The 16,181-nt window shown below is 40.5% G+C and carries 16 protein-coding genes and 1 other annotated feature; all 16 genes read left to right on the top strand.

What is annotated here, in order from left to right; genetic code table 11:
- Positions 1–199 precede the first annotated feature (199 nt).
- The 16 genes from WMZ97_RS14490 to WMZ97_RS14565 all read left to right on the top strand — a co-directional run bounded on the left by WMZ97_RS14490 (position 200) and on the right by WMZ97_RS14565 (position 16,158).
- Positions 200–394, top strand: coding sequence for a hypothetical protein (locus tag WMZ97_RS14490; RefSeq protein ID WP_343272808.1), 195 nt, complete (start codon positions 200–202; stop codon positions 392–394).
- Between the two features lie 45 nt (positions 395–439).
- Positions 440–1,528: an AI-2E family transporter gene (locus tag WMZ97_RS14495; protein ID WP_343272809.1), complete on the top strand. Its 1,089-nt coding sequence runs from the start codon at positions 440–442 to the stop codon at positions 1,526–1,528.
- A gap of 47 nt (positions 1,529–1,575) precedes the next feature.
- Positions 1,576–1,788: a binding site (T-box leader), on the top strand.
- A gap of 94 nt (positions 1,789–1,882) precedes the next feature.
- Positions 1,883–4,519, top strand: coding sequence for an alanine--tRNA ligase (gene alaS / locus WMZ97_RS14500; RefSeq protein WP_343272810.1), 2,637 nt, complete (start codon positions 1,883–1,885; stop codon positions 4,517–4,519).
- Positions 4,520–4,661: 142 nt separating this feature from the next.
- Positions 4,662–4,931, top strand: a complete 270-nt coding sequence (locus tag WMZ97_RS14505; RefSeq protein WP_343272811.1) for an IreB family regulatory phosphoprotein — start codon at positions 4,662–4,664, stop codon at positions 4,929–4,931.
- The gene (ruvX, locus tag WMZ97_RS14510; RefSeq protein WP_343272812.1) at positions 4,932–5,348 is read left to right on the top strand and encodes a Holliday junction resolvase RuvX; all 417 of its coding nucleotides are present in this window, start codon (positions 4,932–4,934) and stop codon (positions 5,346–5,348) included.
- An 11-nt stretch (positions 5,349–5,359) separates the two neighbouring features.
- Positions 5,360–5,647 (top strand): DUF1292 domain-containing protein, encoded by a 288-nt coding sequence (locus tag WMZ97_RS14515; protein WP_343272813.1) that lies wholly within the window; start codon positions 5,360–5,362, stop codon positions 5,645–5,647.
- Between the two features lie 670 nt (positions 5,648–6,317).
- Entirely contained in the window at positions 6,318–7,433 is a 1,116-nt protein-coding gene (gene mltG, locus WMZ97_RS14520; RefSeq protein WP_343272814.1) for an endolytic transglycosylase MltG, read from the top strand.
- 92 nt (positions 7,434–7,525) lie between these two features.
- Positions 7,526–8,203: an O-methyltransferase gene (locus WMZ97_RS14525; RefSeq protein ID WP_343272815.1), complete on the top strand. Its 678-nt coding sequence runs from the start codon at positions 7,526–7,528 to the stop codon at positions 8,201–8,203.
- On the top strand, positions 8,182–8,820 hold the full coding sequence (gene udk / locus WMZ97_RS14530; protein ID WP_343272816.1) for a uridine kinase: 639 nt from the start codon (positions 8,182–8,184) through the stop codon (positions 8,818–8,820). The genes WMZ97_RS14525 and udk overlap by 22 nt, the downstream gene beginning before the upstream one ends.
- 163 nt (positions 8,821–8,983) lie before the next feature.
- Positions 8,984–9,460 carry a transcription elongation factor GreA gene (gene greA / locus WMZ97_RS14535; RefSeq protein WP_343272817.1) on the top strand — a complete coding sequence of 159 codons (477 nt, stop codon included), beginning with the start codon at positions 8,984–8,986 and terminating at the stop codon, positions 9,458–9,460.
- 181 nt (positions 9,461–9,641) lie between these two features.
- The gene (locus WMZ97_RS14540) at positions 9,642–10,289 is read left to right on the top strand and encodes a YrrS family protein (RefSeq protein WP_343272818.1); all 648 of its coding nucleotides are present in this window, start codon (positions 9,642–9,644) and stop codon (positions 10,287–10,289) included.
- Between the two features lie 17 nt (positions 10,290–10,306).
- Positions 10,307–10,996, top strand: a complete 690-nt coding sequence (gene mtnN, locus WMZ97_RS14545; RefSeq protein ID WP_343272819.1) for a 5'-methylthioadenosine/S-adenosylhomocysteine nucleosidase — start codon at positions 10,307–10,309, stop codon at positions 10,994–10,996.
- Between the two features lie 546 nt (positions 10,997–11,542).
- Entirely contained in the window at positions 11,543–12,328 is a 786-nt protein-coding gene (locus tag WMZ97_RS14550; protein WP_343272820.1) for a 2,3-dihydro-2,3-dihydroxybenzoate dehydrogenase, read from the top strand.
- 22 nt (positions 12,329–12,350) lie between these two features.
- Positions 12,351–13,559, top strand: coding sequence for an isochorismate synthase DhbC (dhbC, locus tag WMZ97_RS14555; RefSeq protein WP_343272821.1), 1,209 nt, complete (start codon positions 12,351–12,353; stop codon positions 13,557–13,559).
- A gap of 50 nt (positions 13,560–13,609) precedes the next feature.
- On the top strand, positions 13,610–15,232 hold the full coding sequence (locus WMZ97_RS14560) for a (2,3-dihydroxybenzoyl)adenylate synthase (RefSeq protein ID WP_343272822.1): 1,623 nt from the start codon (positions 13,610–13,612) through the stop codon (positions 15,230–15,232).
- A 20-nt stretch (positions 15,233–15,252) separates the two neighbouring features.
- Complete coding sequence (locus WMZ97_RS14565; protein ID WP_343272823.1) at positions 15,253–16,158, top strand: isochorismatase family protein; 906 nt, start codon at positions 15,253–15,255, stop codon at positions 16,156–16,158.
- The last annotated feature ends 23 nt before the right edge of the window (positions 16,159–16,181 follow it).

The following is a 16,181-nucleotide window of genomic DNA, read 5'->3' on the forward strand; positions in this document are numbered from 1 at the left end:
ATTTTTGCGGATTCGCGGTTACGCTACAGTAATAATCGATATTTTGGAACGTAGCGTTAAGGATGGATCTTCATGATGATCCATTCCTGCAGTACCCATTACTAGATTCCGTTTTTAGGGATTTGCTTAGCAGGCCCACGTCAGATGAATCTTGGTTCTATACGGGTGCAATCGCGTTTGTTCGTAAAGGAGCATGAGGATGTTGCAGTGCCCGAATTGCAGAGGAAAAGATATTGGGAAAATCGGTTCACAGCAGTATTATTGCTGGAATTGTTTTATTGAACTTTCGATTAACAGCAATAATGAACTTACCGTGCATCAGATTGAAGTGGATGGCTCGCTCAGTTCGCTCAACGATTTATTTACGGAAGAGGAAAGGAAAATACAGTGGTAGTGCTTGTGTATCTTCCATCAATCGAAAAGATGAGAGGCATGACATATGTTTAAACCAAAGTCACCGCTTCCTTTCCTATATTGGATTATTACCGGTATTTTTGTACTTTTATTTGTTTTCTTGCTTGTCAAGCTGTTTCCCATCTATCGTGTTATTCTTGCTTTTCTTTGGCATTTGTTTGCACCGTTTATTATTTCCGGTTTTATCGCCTATCTACTCTACCCGATTATCAAGAAAATACATAGCTATCATGTGCCAAAGGGACTGGCTATCCTGATGATTTACCTATTGTTTTTTGGGGCTTGCGGATATGGTATTTATCGTGTATATCCAGCAATGATCCATGAATTGAATGATCTGGATGAACAGCTGCCGCAGCTTATACGTATGTATCAGGATTTAGTATACCAACTTTATGAATATACCTCGTTTTTGCCGGAAATCGTTCATGATAAGATGGACCAGTTGATTGCCGGAGCGGAAACAAAGGTGGAAAATTTGGTGGGGAAGGTCGTTGCCGGGTTTACCAAAGTTTATGATATGATCGTTTTTCTGACAGTAATCCCTGTTCTGGTATTTTATTTTTTAAAAGATTTTACAAAGTTGAAAGGCTATGTGAAAAAGTGGATACCAGTAAAATATCACCGAGATAGCAGTAAATTATGCCATGCCATTGATAAGAGTTTGGGGGATTATATCCGCGGACAATTACTTGTATGCGCATTTGTCAGTCTGGCCTCGCTGATTGCGTTTCAGCTGCTTCATGTTAAATATGCGTTGTTGTTGGCCATTATTATGGGGGTAACGAATATTATTCCATATTTTGGACCGATAATCGGGGCCGTACCAGTTGTTGCTATTACATTAACGATGTCGACAAAACTAATTATTTTTGTGTTAATCGCTATTTTTGTCATTCAACTGATTGAAAGTAATTTACTGTCACCCTATATCGTTGGAAAGAGTGTGGCTGTTCATCCGATTGCGATTATTTTTGCCCTGCTGTTAGGTGGTGAACTCGGCGGAGTGATTGGCATGATCGTCGCGGTGCCGATACTGACAATTATCAAGGTCATTGTCTCACATGTGATGGCCATTCGGGCACTAAGAGATAAGGACACACTCCCGCATTGACATTTTGCTAATTGTTTTCTATAATAACGCTACATAAGTAATATATAGTTAACGCGTTTGAAAGTTCCAAGTACATGATTATCTTGTCTATAAGAGAGGGATGCCGCTTGCTGTGAGGAATCCTTAGACAACGCTCATGGAAGCTAAACTGGAGTGCGGGAAAACCCCGTCGGTACCCACACCGTTATCGTGACAAGTGATAAATGGAAAAGAAGATTCATTTATAAAAAGGGTGGTACCGCGAGCATCTCGTCCCTGCATAGTGCAGAGAGGGGATTTTTTTAATTGGCGAAAGCGAGTTTGGTAATGTACTCGCCAAAGGCCAGACTACATACATTAAATGGAGGCAGTTCGATGAAACAGTTAACTTCTGCGCAAGTTCGGCAAATGTTTTTGGACTTTTTTCAAGAAAAAGGTCACCGGGTGGAGCCAAGCGCTTCATTAGTACCAAAAAATGATCCAACCCTGCTTTGGATTAACAGTGGGGTGGCAACATTAAAGAAATACTTTGATGGCAGTGTGATACCGGATAACCCAAGAATCGTCAATGCCCAAAAGGCAATTCGAACAAATGACATTGAAAATGTTGGCTTTACGGCGAGACATCATACATTTTTTGAAATGCTGGGGAATTTTTCGATTGGCGATTACTTTAAGAAAGAAGCTATCGAATGGGCATGGGAATTTCTAACGGATGAGAAATGGATCGGATTCAATCCCGAACTCCTGTCTGTTACTGTCCACCCGGAAGATGATGAAGCATATGATATTTGGCTTCATGACATAAAACTTCCGAAAGAACGGATTATTCGGCTGGAGGAAAATTTCTGGGATATTGGAGAAGGACCAAGTGGACCAAATACGGAGATTTTCTATGACCGTGGTGAGAAGTATGGAAATGATCCTAATGATCCTGAATTATATCCCGGTGGGGAAAATGAACGTTACTTAGAGATTTGGAATTTAGTGTTCTCCCAGTTTAATCATAATCCAGATGACACCTATACACCATTGCCAAAAAAGAATATTGATACTGGCATGGGACTGGAGCGGATGGTTTCTGTTATTCAGGATGCCCCGACCAACTTTGAAACCGATCTGTTTTTGCCGATTATAAGCAAGATTGAAGAAATGGCCACAGTTAAATATGGGAAAGGCTTAGCTGAAGATACGGCCTATAAAGTTATTGCTGACCATATTCGAACGGTCGCATTTGCGATTGGAGACAATGCATTGCCATCCAATGAAGGAAGGGGCTATGTATTACGACGCTTACTCCGGCGTGCTGTCCGGTTTGCCAAAAAGCTAGGAATTGAAAAGCCATTTATGTACAAACTGGTGCCTACTGTTGGTCAAATTATGCATGGTTTTTACCCGGAAGTATTGAATCAAAAGGAACATATTGAGACAGTAATCAAAACGGAAGAAGAACGCTTCCACGAAACATTAAATGAAGGTCTGGAAATTTTAACTTCCATTATCAAAAAAGAAAAAGAAAATGGCAGCACGGTGTTTCCTGGCAGGGAAGTGTTTCGTTTATACGATACGTATGGATTCCCCAAAGAACTGACCGAAGAGTACGTAGCTGAAGAAGGGTTCACAATTGATGAAGCTGGCTTTGCTGAAGAAATGCAGGCACAGCGGGAACGTGCCCGTAACGCGAGACAAAAAGTGGACTCGATGCATGTCCAGGATGATATGCTGAGCCAAGTGGATGTTAAGAGTGAATTTGTTGGTTATGAAGTGTTGGAAACGGGAACTACGATTGAGCTTATTATTCACGGAAAAGAACAAACGGAGAATGCAAAAGCCGGTGATGAGATTGCTTTGTTCCTGCAGGAGTCACCATTTTATGCGGAAAGTGGTGGTCAAATAGCGGACAAGGGCTGGATTTATACAGAGCATGCCTCTGTTTATGTGGAAAATGTCCAAAAGGCTCCTAAAGGTCAGCACTTGCATTATGGTGTGGTAAAGGATGGTCAAATACACAAAGGTGATCAGGTCAAGGCAGTCGTTGATAACGAATTCCGCGCCATGATTATCAAGAATCATACGGCCACCCATTTATTGCATCAAGCGTTAAAAGATGTACTGGGAAATCACGTGAATCAGGCGGGATCATTAGTAACTCCGGAACGACTGCGGTTTGACTTCTCCCATTTTGGGGCTATAAGTGATGATGAGTTACAACAAATAGAACAAATCGTGAACGAAAAAATTTGGGAATCCATTCCGGTTGTCATTGACACCATGAAAATTGATGAAGCAAAAGAACTTGGGGCGATGGCACTATTTGGCGAAAAATATGGCGACATTGTTCGTGTCGTCCAGGCTGGGGACTATAGCATTGAACTTTGTGGTGGCTGCCATGTGCAAAATACGGCAGAAATTGGTATTTTTAAAATTGCTGCTGAAACTGGAATTGGTGCTGGTACGCGCCGGATTGAGGCGATTACATCAAAGCAAGCATATTCCTTCTTCAAGCAGAAACTAACCGTGCTTCATCACGCGGCACAGCTGCTAAAAACAACGGATGAAAACATACCGGAACGAATTGACGGGCTGTTTAAGGAAATCAAAGATGTACAAAAAGAAAACACATCACTCAGTTCGAAATTATCCAATCTGGAAGCAACATCAATCCTGGATAAAACACAAAAGATTGCCGGAGTTCCGTTGCTTGCACAAAAAGTTAACGTAAAAGATATGAACCAGCTTCGCAATATGGTTGATGAACTAAAACAAAAGCTTGGAACAGGAGTCATTCTGCTAGCAGCAGAAAATAACCAAAAGGTACAATTAGCTGCAGGAATCTCCAAGGATCTTGTGGAAACAGGACTACATGCCGGAAAACTCATTAAGCAAGCTGCCGAAGCTTGTGGCGGTGGCGGTGGCGGACGACCTGACATGGCACAGGCAGGTGGAAAAGACCCGCAAAAAATATCCGAAGCATTACAACAAGCGGAAAATTATATTACCGAAAATGTCTGACAGATGTACGTAAACACCCATAAATGATAAAAAGTTCTTGCTGATAGAAGAGGTAGATTTGGTATTCTATTTCAAAAAGTATAATATTCGCGCCAAACGTGTTAGAATGATAACAAAGCAAAAACGTAAATGAGGTGTCACAATGAGCTCGATCGATAAAACGATGAAGTTTAATTTTTCAGAGGAACCATTTGATCAGGATATCAAGGAGATTTTGCTAACGGTTCATGGAGCGCTAAAAGAAAAAGGGTATAATCCAATCAATCAAATAGTAGGCTATTTATTATCAGGTGATCCTGCATACATTCCAAGATATAATGATGCACGAAATCTGATCCGGAAAGTGGAACGGGATGAAGTAATTGAAGCGTTAGTGCAATTTTATTTAGAACAACAGCAAGAGGCAGAATAAATGAAAACAATCGGCTTGGACGTTGGATCAAAAACGATTGGTATTGCTGTGAGTGATGCGTTAGGCTGGACGGCACAAGGACTAACGACGATTCATTGGGATGAACATGACATTACCTCTGCAGATGCGGCGTTAAGTGAGATTATCGCCCAACACGAAGTGAATAAGGCGGTAATTGGCATGCCAAAAAACATGAATGGGACGATTGGTGAGCGCGGAGAAGCTTCCCAGCGGTATGCAGAACACGTCGAGGCCGTTCATCAACTGCCCACTGTGCTCTGGGATGAGCGATTGACGACCGTTGCTGCTGAGCGTGTGTTGCTGGAAGCGGATGTTAGCCGCAAGAAACGAAAAAAAGTAATTGATAAAATGGCCGCTGTGATGATTTTGCAAGGATATCTTGATCAAAAGAATTAAGGAGTGAGGACATGGCACTAGAAGAAAAGGAACGGATCATCATTCCCGATGAAAATGGAGAAGAACATCTTTTTGAGGTATTATTTACCTTTGATGTGGATGAAACGAATCAATCGTACATTGCGGTTGTCCCTGTAGAACAAAAAGATGATGATGAAGTAGAAGTGTATGCGTTTCGCTATGAAGAAAAAGATGCTGATGACGATTTACAGCTATTCCCAATTGAATCCGATGAAGAATGGGATATGGTGGAAGAAATGTTAAATACCTTAGCAGACGAAGAAGATGAACAATCGTAATTAAGCATGCGGGCTGATGTCGAAATGTGACATCAGCTTTCTTTGTATAGTGTGACGTTATTTCTATAGATTGTGACGTAAATTGAAATCATGTTTGGTTCCTTGCGAAAACACTAGGCTTTTTAGTGGGCTCGCGCTAAGCCTCGGGCCAACACGATGTTGGTCATGAAGGCGTTGCGACAAGACGTCGCGTACTTAGCCTTCCATCCTTGCTTGTGAGGCACTTTGGGGTCTTTGCGTCTTCGCTTTTCCACAGGCGTCTCCGTATTTTCCCTTCGCTGGTACAGAATTTGCAAATATCAATGGTTCTAAACGGGTTATCCGGAAGCAGCTGCACTAGTCCGAGTGAGCGAAAGGCAGACCCCGATTTCGGTCGATGAGTGACCAAACCAGAGTTTTTCCCCGCATTCGGTCACTCATTCCTCATCTTCCAGTAGAATGAACAAGGTGTCATGTAGGAATTGTCACTACGTCGCATTTTATATCAACTATGAGATGACGAGGTGGATGCTAAGATTTCTTTGTGGATATGTTAAACGCCTCCCTCTTTTACATGGATGAAAATAATTTAAGCGTACCCACCCCTGCTGTTTTTTGCTTTTTTTAGCGAATCATGGCATATTTACTTTTTTTTTAGTATAATATACCGGATGGGAAAGGGGGATTCTGAATGTTTAAGAAGACAAATAGAGATACGGATAAGGACAAGCTGACCGTAGTCAGTGAAGAAGCCAGGACAGTTCGAAAAATCGTAGCAACAATCATCATTGCCATTGTACTTATTCTTCTCGTTGGCGGGATATCAGGATACATGTATGTTAAATCAGCATTAAAACCAGTTAATCCAGAAAGTAAAAAAGAAGTTAATGTGAACATACCAATGGGCTCTTCTACGTCGGACATTGCTTCCATTCTTGAAGACAAAGGCATTGTTAAGGATTCTCGAGTCTTTCGTTTTTACATAAAGTTTAAAAATGAGGCGGATTTTCAAGCTGGAGACTATACGTTTTCACCATCCATGACATTGAATAAGATTATTGAGTCCCTAAAAAATGGAGAGATAAAAGAGGCGAATTATACGATTACGATTCCTGAGGGGAAGAACATGGAGCAGATTGCGCAGATTTATGCAAAGAAACTGCCAATATCCAAAAAAGAATTTTTGGATCAAGTAAACGATCCTAAATATGTTAAAAAATTGATCAAACAATATCCAGATGTGTTGTCTGATGAAATCCTTGATAATGATATCAAAGCACCGCTGGAAGGTTATTTGTTTGCAGCCACATATAAGTTTTATGATGAAGATCCAAGCGCTGACGCAATCGTGCAAAAAATGCTCAAGAAAACGGTGAAGGTTGTCACTCCTTATTTGGATGAGATTTCCGAGCAGGATCTCACTATTCATAAAGCATTTACGATGGCTTCCTTAATTGAAAATGAAGCGAGCTCAGAAGACCAGCGTAAAAAAATTGCTGGGGTGTTTTATAATCGCCTTGAAGCAGGAATACCACTGCAAACAGATCCCACTGTTTTATACGCATTGGGCAAGCATAAGGATAAGGTTTTATTAAAGGATCTCAAAGTGAAATCTCCGTATAATACGTATTATGTAGATACATTGCCAATTGGTCCCATTTCCAATTTTGCAGAAAGCTCATTAACCGCTACACTGCATCCGGAAGATACGGATTATAAATACTTTTTACATGATGGCAAGGGGCACATCCATTATGCAAAAACACATGAAGAACATGTAAAAATGAAAGAGAAATATATACAGTAGGCCAAGAGGCATTTAATTAATTTAACTGATGCGGTGGAAATGGGTGAATAGACCCATTTCCCGCTTTTTACGTTTGAAATGAGGCTAAATAAATGGATGAAAGCTTGACAAGCTATTTAACAAATTTATTACCAATACAGAGCGAATGGGTGCAAGAACTAGAAGCACAGGCCCAAAAGGATCGTGTTCCCATTATGGATCCGGTAAGCATGCAGTTTATCATGCAACTGATCCGTCTGCAACAGCCGAAGCGAATTCTGGAATTGGGAACAGCAATTGGTTATTCCGCGTTACGAATGCTGGAGGCTTATCCAAAGGCAACGATTGTGACCTTAGAACGTGACGAGCAGCGCTACCAGCAGGCTGTTCGAAATATTAACGCTCAGCAAAAGCAGGAACAAATCGATATCATGTTGGGAGATGCGTTGGATATTGTTCCAGATGTATTGGCTAAAGGCCCATTTAATATGGTGCTGATTGATGCAGCAAAGGGACAATACCAGAAGTTTTTTACCTTATATAGTCCAGCTGTTGCAAATAGTGGAGTAATTATCACGGATAATGTATTATTTAAAGGGTATGTGAGTGATCAAAAAAAGCAGCACCCACGCTTCCAGAAGCTGGGTGGGAAAATACGAAGCTATAATGAGTGGTTAATCGACCACCCCGATTATCATACATCGATTATCCCGATTGGTGATGGTGTCGCTATGAGTATTAAAAAATTCAGAAGGGAGCATGCCAGCTCATGCAAGAAAGACCAGTTGTAATCGGCGTTGCAGGAGGGAGCGGTAGCGGGAAAACGACAGTAACCCGTTCCATTACACAACGCTTTTCTGATAAAACGATCCTCGTCGTTGAACAGGATTATTATTATAAAGACCAAAGCCATTTACCTTTTGAGGAGCGGTTGAAGACAAATTATGATCATCCGCTGGCGTTTGATAACGACTTATTAATTGAGCATATCCATGATTTAATGAATCATAAACCAATCGAGAAACCAGTATATGATTATAAAGTTCACAATCGGTCAAACGAGGTTATTCCTGTTGAACCAAAGGAAGTCATTATCTTGGAAGGAATACTGATTTTGGAGGATCCACGGCTGGTTGATTTAATGGATATCAAAGTCTTTGTGGATACAGATGCAGATCTGAGGATGGTACGCCGGCTAATGCGAGATATTAAAGAGCGGGGTAGAACCCTTGATTCGGTTATTGATCAATACATTAATAATGTACGGCCTATGCACCTGCAATTTGTTGAACCAACGAAACGATATGCTGATATCATCATCCCTGAAGGCGGACAAAATCATGTCGCAATTGACATCATGGCTACAAAAATTGAAACCATTCTATCCAAAAACCGCACAAGCAATTAAAGGAAAAGGATTGAAAATTTAAGATAAATCTGCCATAGTATGGAATAGTACATTAATTTTTAGCTTGACATAGTAACTATAGAATGATTCGTGTTCACCTAGAAACGTCTTATATGATGAATTTGGCGATCATCCGCTGCAGAAGAAAAAAGGAGTGTTTTAAATGGCTACAGAGAAAAGTTATTACATGACACAAGAGGGGAAAGAAAAATTAGAAGAGGAATTGCATTATTTAAAAACAGATCGACGTCAAGAAGTTGTTGAACGAATAAAAGTCGCACGAGGATTTGGTGACTTATCGGAGAACTCCGAATACGATGCTGCGAAAGATGAACAAGCATTTGTAGAATCCCGGATTACTCAAGTTGAAAAGATGATTCGTAACGCTGTCATCATTGAAAATGATAATCAGGATCCTAACATTGTTGCCTTGGGAAAATCTGTTACGTTTATCGAACTTCCAGATGGTGACGAAGAAACATACCAAATTGTTGGTAGTGCTGAAGCAGATCCATTTGAAGGGAAGATTTCCAATGATTCTCCGATCGCTAAAAGCTTACTGGGACATAAAATAGGTGAAGAAGTTAGTGCCGCAACACCAGGTGGTGACATGCAGGTTAAAATTGTAAACGTTGAATAGTGGTAGGATGCAAAAGCGGGGGTTCCCGCTTTTTGTTTATTTTTACATATAACGCGTCTTATTTTACAGTTTAACAACATTATGTTTTGTACAAGTATATACTTTTGTTCGATATAAGTACTACTGAAATATGATAAAATAAAAATTATACGATAAAGGCTCAGGTATGGGAGGGTATGTGTTGGACAACAATAATAATTCACGTGTTGACAAATTCGAAAAACGGCGTAAAAATACAAAATTGCTATCTATCATGCTTGTTGTTGGGGCAATCTTAATCGTGCTGTTAATCGGAACATTTATTTTTAGTGGTAATGATAAAACAGAAACAGTAGATAATCAACAACAAGCAACCGATCAACAAACTAAAGAAGTTGATGATACCTCTGAAGCCGATGATCAAGAAGAAAAAGACGAAGATCAAGCAGATGACCAGGAAGAGAGTGATGATGAATCTGAAGATCATGACGGAGTAAACAAGAAAAAAGTTGAAAGTCCTGACGATGACAATGTAAAAGAAGCATATGTGGGAGATTGGAAACCAATTGGTACCGAGCAACAAGGACCGCATACTATGAATTTTGATGAAGGAGCGCAGGATCGAAAAGAAATGGAAAAGGCTGCAAGTGTTGCGACAGATTTGGATGAAGGGAATATGACAGCATGGTGGCTGGAGCGTGATGGTGATCAACAAGTCGTTGCAACTGTATCCGGTAAAGATGAAAACCAGGCATATCGGGTGTATTTAAGCTGGGTTGACGAGCAAGGATGGCAGCCGAAAAAGATCGAAGTCTTAAAAGAAAATGATCAGAAACATCGATTTGAATAAGCAGGAGAGTGAAAGTCGTGACAATTGGAATCATTGGGGCAATGGATGAAGAAATTGCTAATTTAAAAGATAATATGTCTAACAAGCAGGAAATTGAAATTGCTAATTGCTTGTTTGTGCAAGGACAATTAAGAAATAAGGATATTGTTCTATTAAAGTCGGGGATTGGTAAGGTAAATGCTGCAATGGCTACAACGATCATGCATGAACGGTTTGCTCCATCACATGTGATCAACACAGGTTCTGCCGGAGGTTTTGCCAAAGAGCTGGAAGTTGGCGATGTGGTAATTTCTACACAGGTCGTTCATCATGATGTCGATGCAACAGTTTTCGATTATGCTTATGGACAAGTGCCAGGTATGCCGGCTATGTATGCGGCTGACACTGCGTTGATTGAACTTGCTGTCAAAGCGATGGAGGATCTGCAAATACCTGCCAAAACCGGGATTATCGCGACTGGGGATTCCTTCATGGCTTCTCCAGAACGTGTTCAGTTCGTGAATGAAAAATTTCCAACGATGCTTGCTGCGGAAATGGAAGCGGCGGCAATCGCCCAAGTGTGTCACCAATATGCGAAACCATTTGTCATTACACGGGCTTTATCTGATATTGCCGGAAAAGAGTCATCCGTGTCTTTTGACGCATTTTTGGAGAAAGCAGCTCAAAATGCTGCACGATTAGTAATGACAATGGTGGAACAGTTGTAAAGCTGTTGTATGCATTGCTTTTTTACGCATAAATTATACATTGAAAAAGCGATGCATTACTCCATTATATAATTTAAAAAGAACCATAGGTGTGTATGATATGATTATCAACACACTTATGGTTTTTTAATCGTCTAGGAAATTATAAATTTTTACCCCTCCTTAACAGGCAGTAAGCCCCCACTGAATGAAGTTTCACTTTGTGACAGAGAATTCGTGTCTATGTTAGGAAATAAGCATCATTTTCAATATAGGCACAGAAGATCAACTAATCAAAAGCATGTGATAATTGCTTGATTTTTCTATGTTCAGCACATATTATATAGCCATCCAAGAATGATAATCATTCTCAATTAAATTGATTTACTGACTAAATTTATCCCTCCATTACGGGCGATAAGACCCCTTAATATATAGGACAAATCTACTGAATGATAAAAAGAGCTTGATTTTTCTAAGTAAACCATTTAACATAAGTGGCAATAATTGATAATGAAAATCATTCTCAATTAAATGAAGTAAACCAACTCATGGAAGGAATGATCGATGAAAGTGAGAAAAGCTAATTTTAAAGTTGCCGTTGTGACCGGAGCCTCGGGAGGAATCGGACAGGTTATCTGTGAAAAACTTGCCGAAAATGGTCTGGTTATTGCAGCAATTGATAAGAATAGGGAGGAATTGGAAACGTCGTTGAAAAGATTGCAAAATAAGGGTTACGAGGCTACAGCCTATTCTGTAGATATTAGTAATTTTGCTGCTGTAGAAGAGGTTATTACAGCGATAGAAAAAGAGTTGGGCGCCATCGAAATATTAGTAAACGCAGCCGGTGTATTGCGGTTGGGCTCCATCGATACGTTTGATAAAGCTGATTGGGATATTAGTTTTGCAGTAAACACATCAGGAGTCTTTCATATGTCAAGTGCAGTCAGCAAGTATATGATTCCGCGTAAACGTGGTGCCATTGTTACTGTAAGTTCTAATGCTGGGCATATGCCTAGGATGACAATGGCCGCATATGGAGCCTCTAAGGCCGCGGCAACTATGTTTACAAAGTGTTTAGGATTGGAGTTGGCACAGTATAATATCCGCTGTAATGTCATTTCACCAGGATCTACGGACACATCGATGTTGAAAAAGCTTTGGAATGATGAATATGGTGCACAAGAAACAATAGAAGGTGAACCAACAGCATATCGTGTCGGTATTCCGCTTGGTAAAATTGCTGAACCATTGGAAATATCCGAAGCTGTATTGTTCCTTGTATCAGACCGCGCATCTCATATAACGATGCAAGATATAGTTGTCGATGGTGGAGCCACGTTAGGTATTTAGCCATAAAGGAGGTAACTAAAATATGAGTGGTAGAACTCGAGTTTCTACACAGAAATCGATTTTGGATATATATGAAGCAGGTGATTTTTTTCTGGCTTCTCCTCAGCGAACGATCATAGGAAAGGGCGTATTTACAGTTGTGGAGAAAGAAAAAGAGATAGAAAATCAACTCATCCGTTTACCCAGTCGTGTAGAATCAGCACTTCACCATGCAAAGAAGTCTGGAGATCCATATCCGATTGCTATGGGTGCAGTTCCGTTTGATGATACCGGTTTTGCTGAAATTATCATCCCGGAAGAAGTTGATGTATCAGGGCCGATGTACATGGAAGACGAAAAAAGGAATGCATTGCTAACAGTGGATTCTTACGATATGCAAGCTGTACCGAATCCGGAATTGTATATGAAAGGCGTTAACCAGGGATTAGAGAAAATAGCAGCAGAGCATCTTGACAAAATAGTTATATCAAGAGCTTTACATTTCACGACAAAAGAGAAGGTTGATGTCAAACAACTTCTTAAAAACCTGGCACAACATAACCCGCAAGGATACACATTTGCAGTTGATTTATCGGAAAAGGGATGGGCAAACCAGCAAAAAGCTAAGGAGAAACGCACGTTAATTGGGTCAAGTCCAGAATTGCTTGTTTCGAAATGTGATCATCGCTTATTTGCAAATCCACTCGCTGGGTCCCGTCCACGCAGTGCAGATCCAGTAGAAGACCAAAGACGGGCATTGGAATTACTAAATTCCGAAAAAGATTTGTATGAGCATGCCGTAGTTGTTGATATGGTAAAAGAAGCTCTCACACCTTTTTGTGAAACCCTTGATGTACCTGAAAGTCCATCATTAATTAAGACAGAAGCCATGTGGCATCTTTCTTCAGAAATACAAGGGAGAGTAAAAAAAGTAGAAACCTCCTCTTTGGAATTGGCTGTTGCATTGCATCCAACCCCAGCCATATGTGGGTATCCAACCGCTGTAGCCCGTGATGCCATTCATGAGATTGAACCATTTAACCGGGAATTTTTTACTGGAATGGTTGGATGGTGCGATATAAATGGAAACGGCGAGTGGATTATTACCATACGGTGTGCAGAGGTGAAAGAAAGATCACTTCGCTTATATGCTGGTGCAGGCGTTGTTGCTGGCTCCAAAGCAGAAGAAGAATTGAATGAGACTTCAGCAAAGTTTCAAACAATGCTACAAGCAATGGGCATAGAAGATTGAGGTGTCGTTCCATTGCTACAAAAAGGTAAGTAAAACGGGAGGTATAGATTATGTTAAACGGATGTCAACTTTGGCCTTATGAAATAGCGGAATTTTACAGAGAGAATGACTGCTGGCGTGGGGAGACATTTGAAAAGATGTTGCGTGACAGAGCGGCTACATATGGTAATAACATCGCCATAATTTGTGGTAAGGAACAAGTGAGTTATGCAGAATTAGATCAGAGGGTTGATCAATTGGCTGCAGGTTTTCAACGGTTAGGTTTGAGGAAAGAGGACCGAGTAGTTGTTCAGTTACCAAATGAGATAGCTTTTTTTGAGGTTTGTTTTGCCTTGTTTCGATTGGGGGTTTTGCCTGTTTTTGCACTTCCAACTCATCGATACAGTGAAATTCAATATTTCTGCGAGTTTACGGAAGCTAAAGCGTATATTATGCCTGGACAGCTTGCCAATTATAATTTTCTAAAAATGGCACAAAAAGTACAAGATAATACACCCGCATTAAAGCATATTATTACACTTGATGATACAAAAGGATGGCTGTCGTTAGCGGATTTATATATTGAGTCCGATTATATGCCCCCCGAAGTTTACCCAGATGACTGGGCATTTTTACAACTTTCAGGAGGAAGTACGGGGTTACCAAAACTTATTCCGCGAACTCATGATGAGTACATTTACAGTTTGCGCAGGAGTAATGAAATATGTGATGTAAACGAGAAGAGTGTTTATCTGGCAGTATTACCAATTGCGCATAACTTTCCATTGAGTTCACCAGGAGTTTTTGGCACTCTTTATGCTGGAGCAAGGATTGTTCTCTCATCGGGACCGAGCCCGGATGAAGCATTTCCTTTAATCGAAAAGGAGCAAGTAACGATTACAGCGCTTGTTCCACCAGTAGCTATTATTTGGGTAGAGGCTGTCAAGACCAGGTCATATGATTTATCCAGTCTTCAGGTCCTCCAGGTCGGGGGCGCACACTTTAGTGCAGAGGTAGCTAGTCGAATACAACCAGCATTTCAATGTAAATTACAGCAAGTATATGGGATGGCTGAAGGGCTGGTAAATTACACCAGGTTAGAAGACCCTGATGAACTAGTAATCTATACACAAGGGAGACCGATGTCTCCATACGATGAAATTCGTATTGTTGATGAGGAAGATCGAGAAGTAGCTCCGGGCGAGTCGGGGGAACTGTTAGCTCGTGGACCGTACACGATTCGGGGATATTATAAAGCAAAACAGCACAATGCGAAGGCTTTTACTACTGACGGTTTTTATCGAACAGGCGATTTAGTTCACGTGAATAAAGACGGTTATATCGTTATGGAAGGTCGTGCTAAAGATCAAATTAACCGTGGCGGTGAAAAAATTTCAGCGGAAGAAGTGGAGGATCATTTAATGGCGCATCCCTATATATTAGATGTCGCCGTTGTGTCCATGCCTGATAAATTTCTTGGTGAACGGTCATGTGCATTTATTATTCCTAATGAAAAGACATTGGATGATGCAGAAATAAAACAATTTCTAAAGGAAAAAGGTCTCGCTGCTTTTAAAATTCCTGATCGTGTGGAGATTGTTGACAGTTTCCCGCAAACACCATTTGGAAAGGTTAGTAAAAAAGCATTACGCGAAATTATCTCTGAAAAAATAGCGACTTTACAAAGTATTTAATAATGAAAGGAAGTGTTTAGATGAGTATCCAAGCTATACCATCTTATCAAATGCCAAATGTATCCGACTTACCTTCGAACAAAGTGTCGTGGGAAATAGATCCGAACCGGGCTGTTTTACTGATCCATGATATGCAAAATTATTTTCTCAATTTTTATGATCGAGAACAGCCACCGATAACGGAATTGGTACACCATATTGAATGTTTGAAGCAGCAATGTGAGGAACAAGCAATTCCGGTTGTTTATACAGCACAACCGGGAAATCAGAATCCGACAGATCGGGCATTTCTAACCGATTTCTGGGGGGAAGGACTTGCAGATGATGTGGCACAGACCGCGATTATTGATGCTCTTCAACCAGCGGTAAATGATCTTAAGCTAACAAAATGGAGATATAGTGCATTTAAAAAATCGGATTTTCTGAATATTCTACAAGAGCAAGGTCGTGATCAATTAATTATTTGTGGGGTTTATGCACACATCGGATGTATGTTAACAGCAGCTGATGCATTTATGTATGATGTGCAGCCTTTCTTTATTGCGGATGCAGTAGCTGATTTTTCATTAGATGAACATAAAATGGCGATGGAATATATAGCAAAACGATGTGGGATGACGATCGCAACAAAAGATGTCATTCACATGTTACAAGAAAAAGGAAAAAAGCAGGAGGAAGGTTTAGAGATGGACAGTTTTACATTTGACTCTATGCGTCAACAAGTGGCCAACATGTTGGGTATAGAAGCGGAGGAGTTTTCCGAAACGGAAGATCTTATGAGCTTAGGACTTGATTCGATTAGGCTAATGAGCTTAGTAGAATCCTGGAGACAGGCCGGTTTGCAAGTAAATTTTATGGAATTAGCGGAAAAGAGCACGCTATCTGCTTGGTGGAGCTTAGTAGCCAGTAAAAAGCAACGTGTATAATGCCGAAACACGAAAGGATGGTA

Source organism: Lentibacillus songyuanensis (genome assembly GCF_039548255.1).
Lineage (GTDB): Bacteria > Bacillota > Bacilli > Bacillales > Amphibacillaceae > Lentibacillus_C > Lentibacillus_C songyuanensis.

Bases quoted from the DNA above. Each gene is read 5' to 3' on its own strand.
- dhbC (WP_343272821.1), top strand. From the start codon at position 12,351: ATGAGTGGTAGAACTCGAGTTTCTACACAGAAATCGATTTTGGATATA.
- WMZ97_RS14550 (WP_343272820.1), top strand. From the start codon at position 11,543: ATGAAAGTGAGAAAAGCTAATTTTAAAGTTGCCGTTGTGACCGGAGCC.
- WMZ97_RS14515 (WP_343272813.1), top strand. From the start codon at position 5,360: ATGGCACTAGAAGAAAAGGAACGGATCATCATTCCCGATGAAAATGGA.
- WMZ97_RS14505 (WP_343272811.1), top strand. From the start codon at position 4,662: ATGAGCTCGATCGATAAAACGATGAAGTTTAATTTTTCAGAGGAACCA.
- udk (WP_343272816.1), top strand. From the start codon at position 8,182: ATGCAAGAAAGACCAGTTGTAATCGGCGTTGCAGGAGGGAGCGGTAGC.
- WMZ97_RS14525 (WP_343272815.1), top strand. From the start codon at position 7,526: ATGGATGAAAGCTTGACAAGCTATTTAACAAATTTATTACCAATACAG.
- greA (WP_343272817.1), top strand. From the start codon at position 8,984: ATGGCTACAGAGAAAAGTTATTACATGACACAAGAGGGGAAAGAAAAA.
- WMZ97_RS14490 (WP_343272808.1), top strand. From the start codon at position 200: ATGTTGCAGTGCCCGAATTGCAGAGGAAAAGATATTGGGAAAATCGGT.
- mltG (WP_343272814.1), top strand. From the start codon at position 6,318: ATGTTTAAGAAGACAAATAGAGATACGGATAAGGACAAGCTGACCGTA.
- WMZ97_RS14565 (WP_343272823.1), top strand. From the start codon at position 15,253: ATGAGTATCCAAGCTATACCATCTTATCAAATGCCAAATGTATCCGAC.
- WMZ97_RS14495 (WP_343272809.1), top strand. From the start codon at position 440: ATGTTTAAACCAAAGTCACCGCTTCCTTTCCTATATTGGATTATTACC.
- ruvX (WP_343272812.1), top strand. From the start codon at position 4,932: ATGAAAACAATCGGCTTGGACGTTGGATCAAAAACGATTGGTATTGCT.
- alaS (WP_343272810.1), top strand. From the start codon at position 1,883: ATGAAACAGTTAACTTCTGCGCAAGTTCGGCAAATGTTTTTGGACTTT.
- WMZ97_RS14560 (WP_343272822.1), top strand. From the start codon at position 13,610: ATGTTAAACGGATGTCAACTTTGGCCTTATGAAATAGCGGAATTTTAC.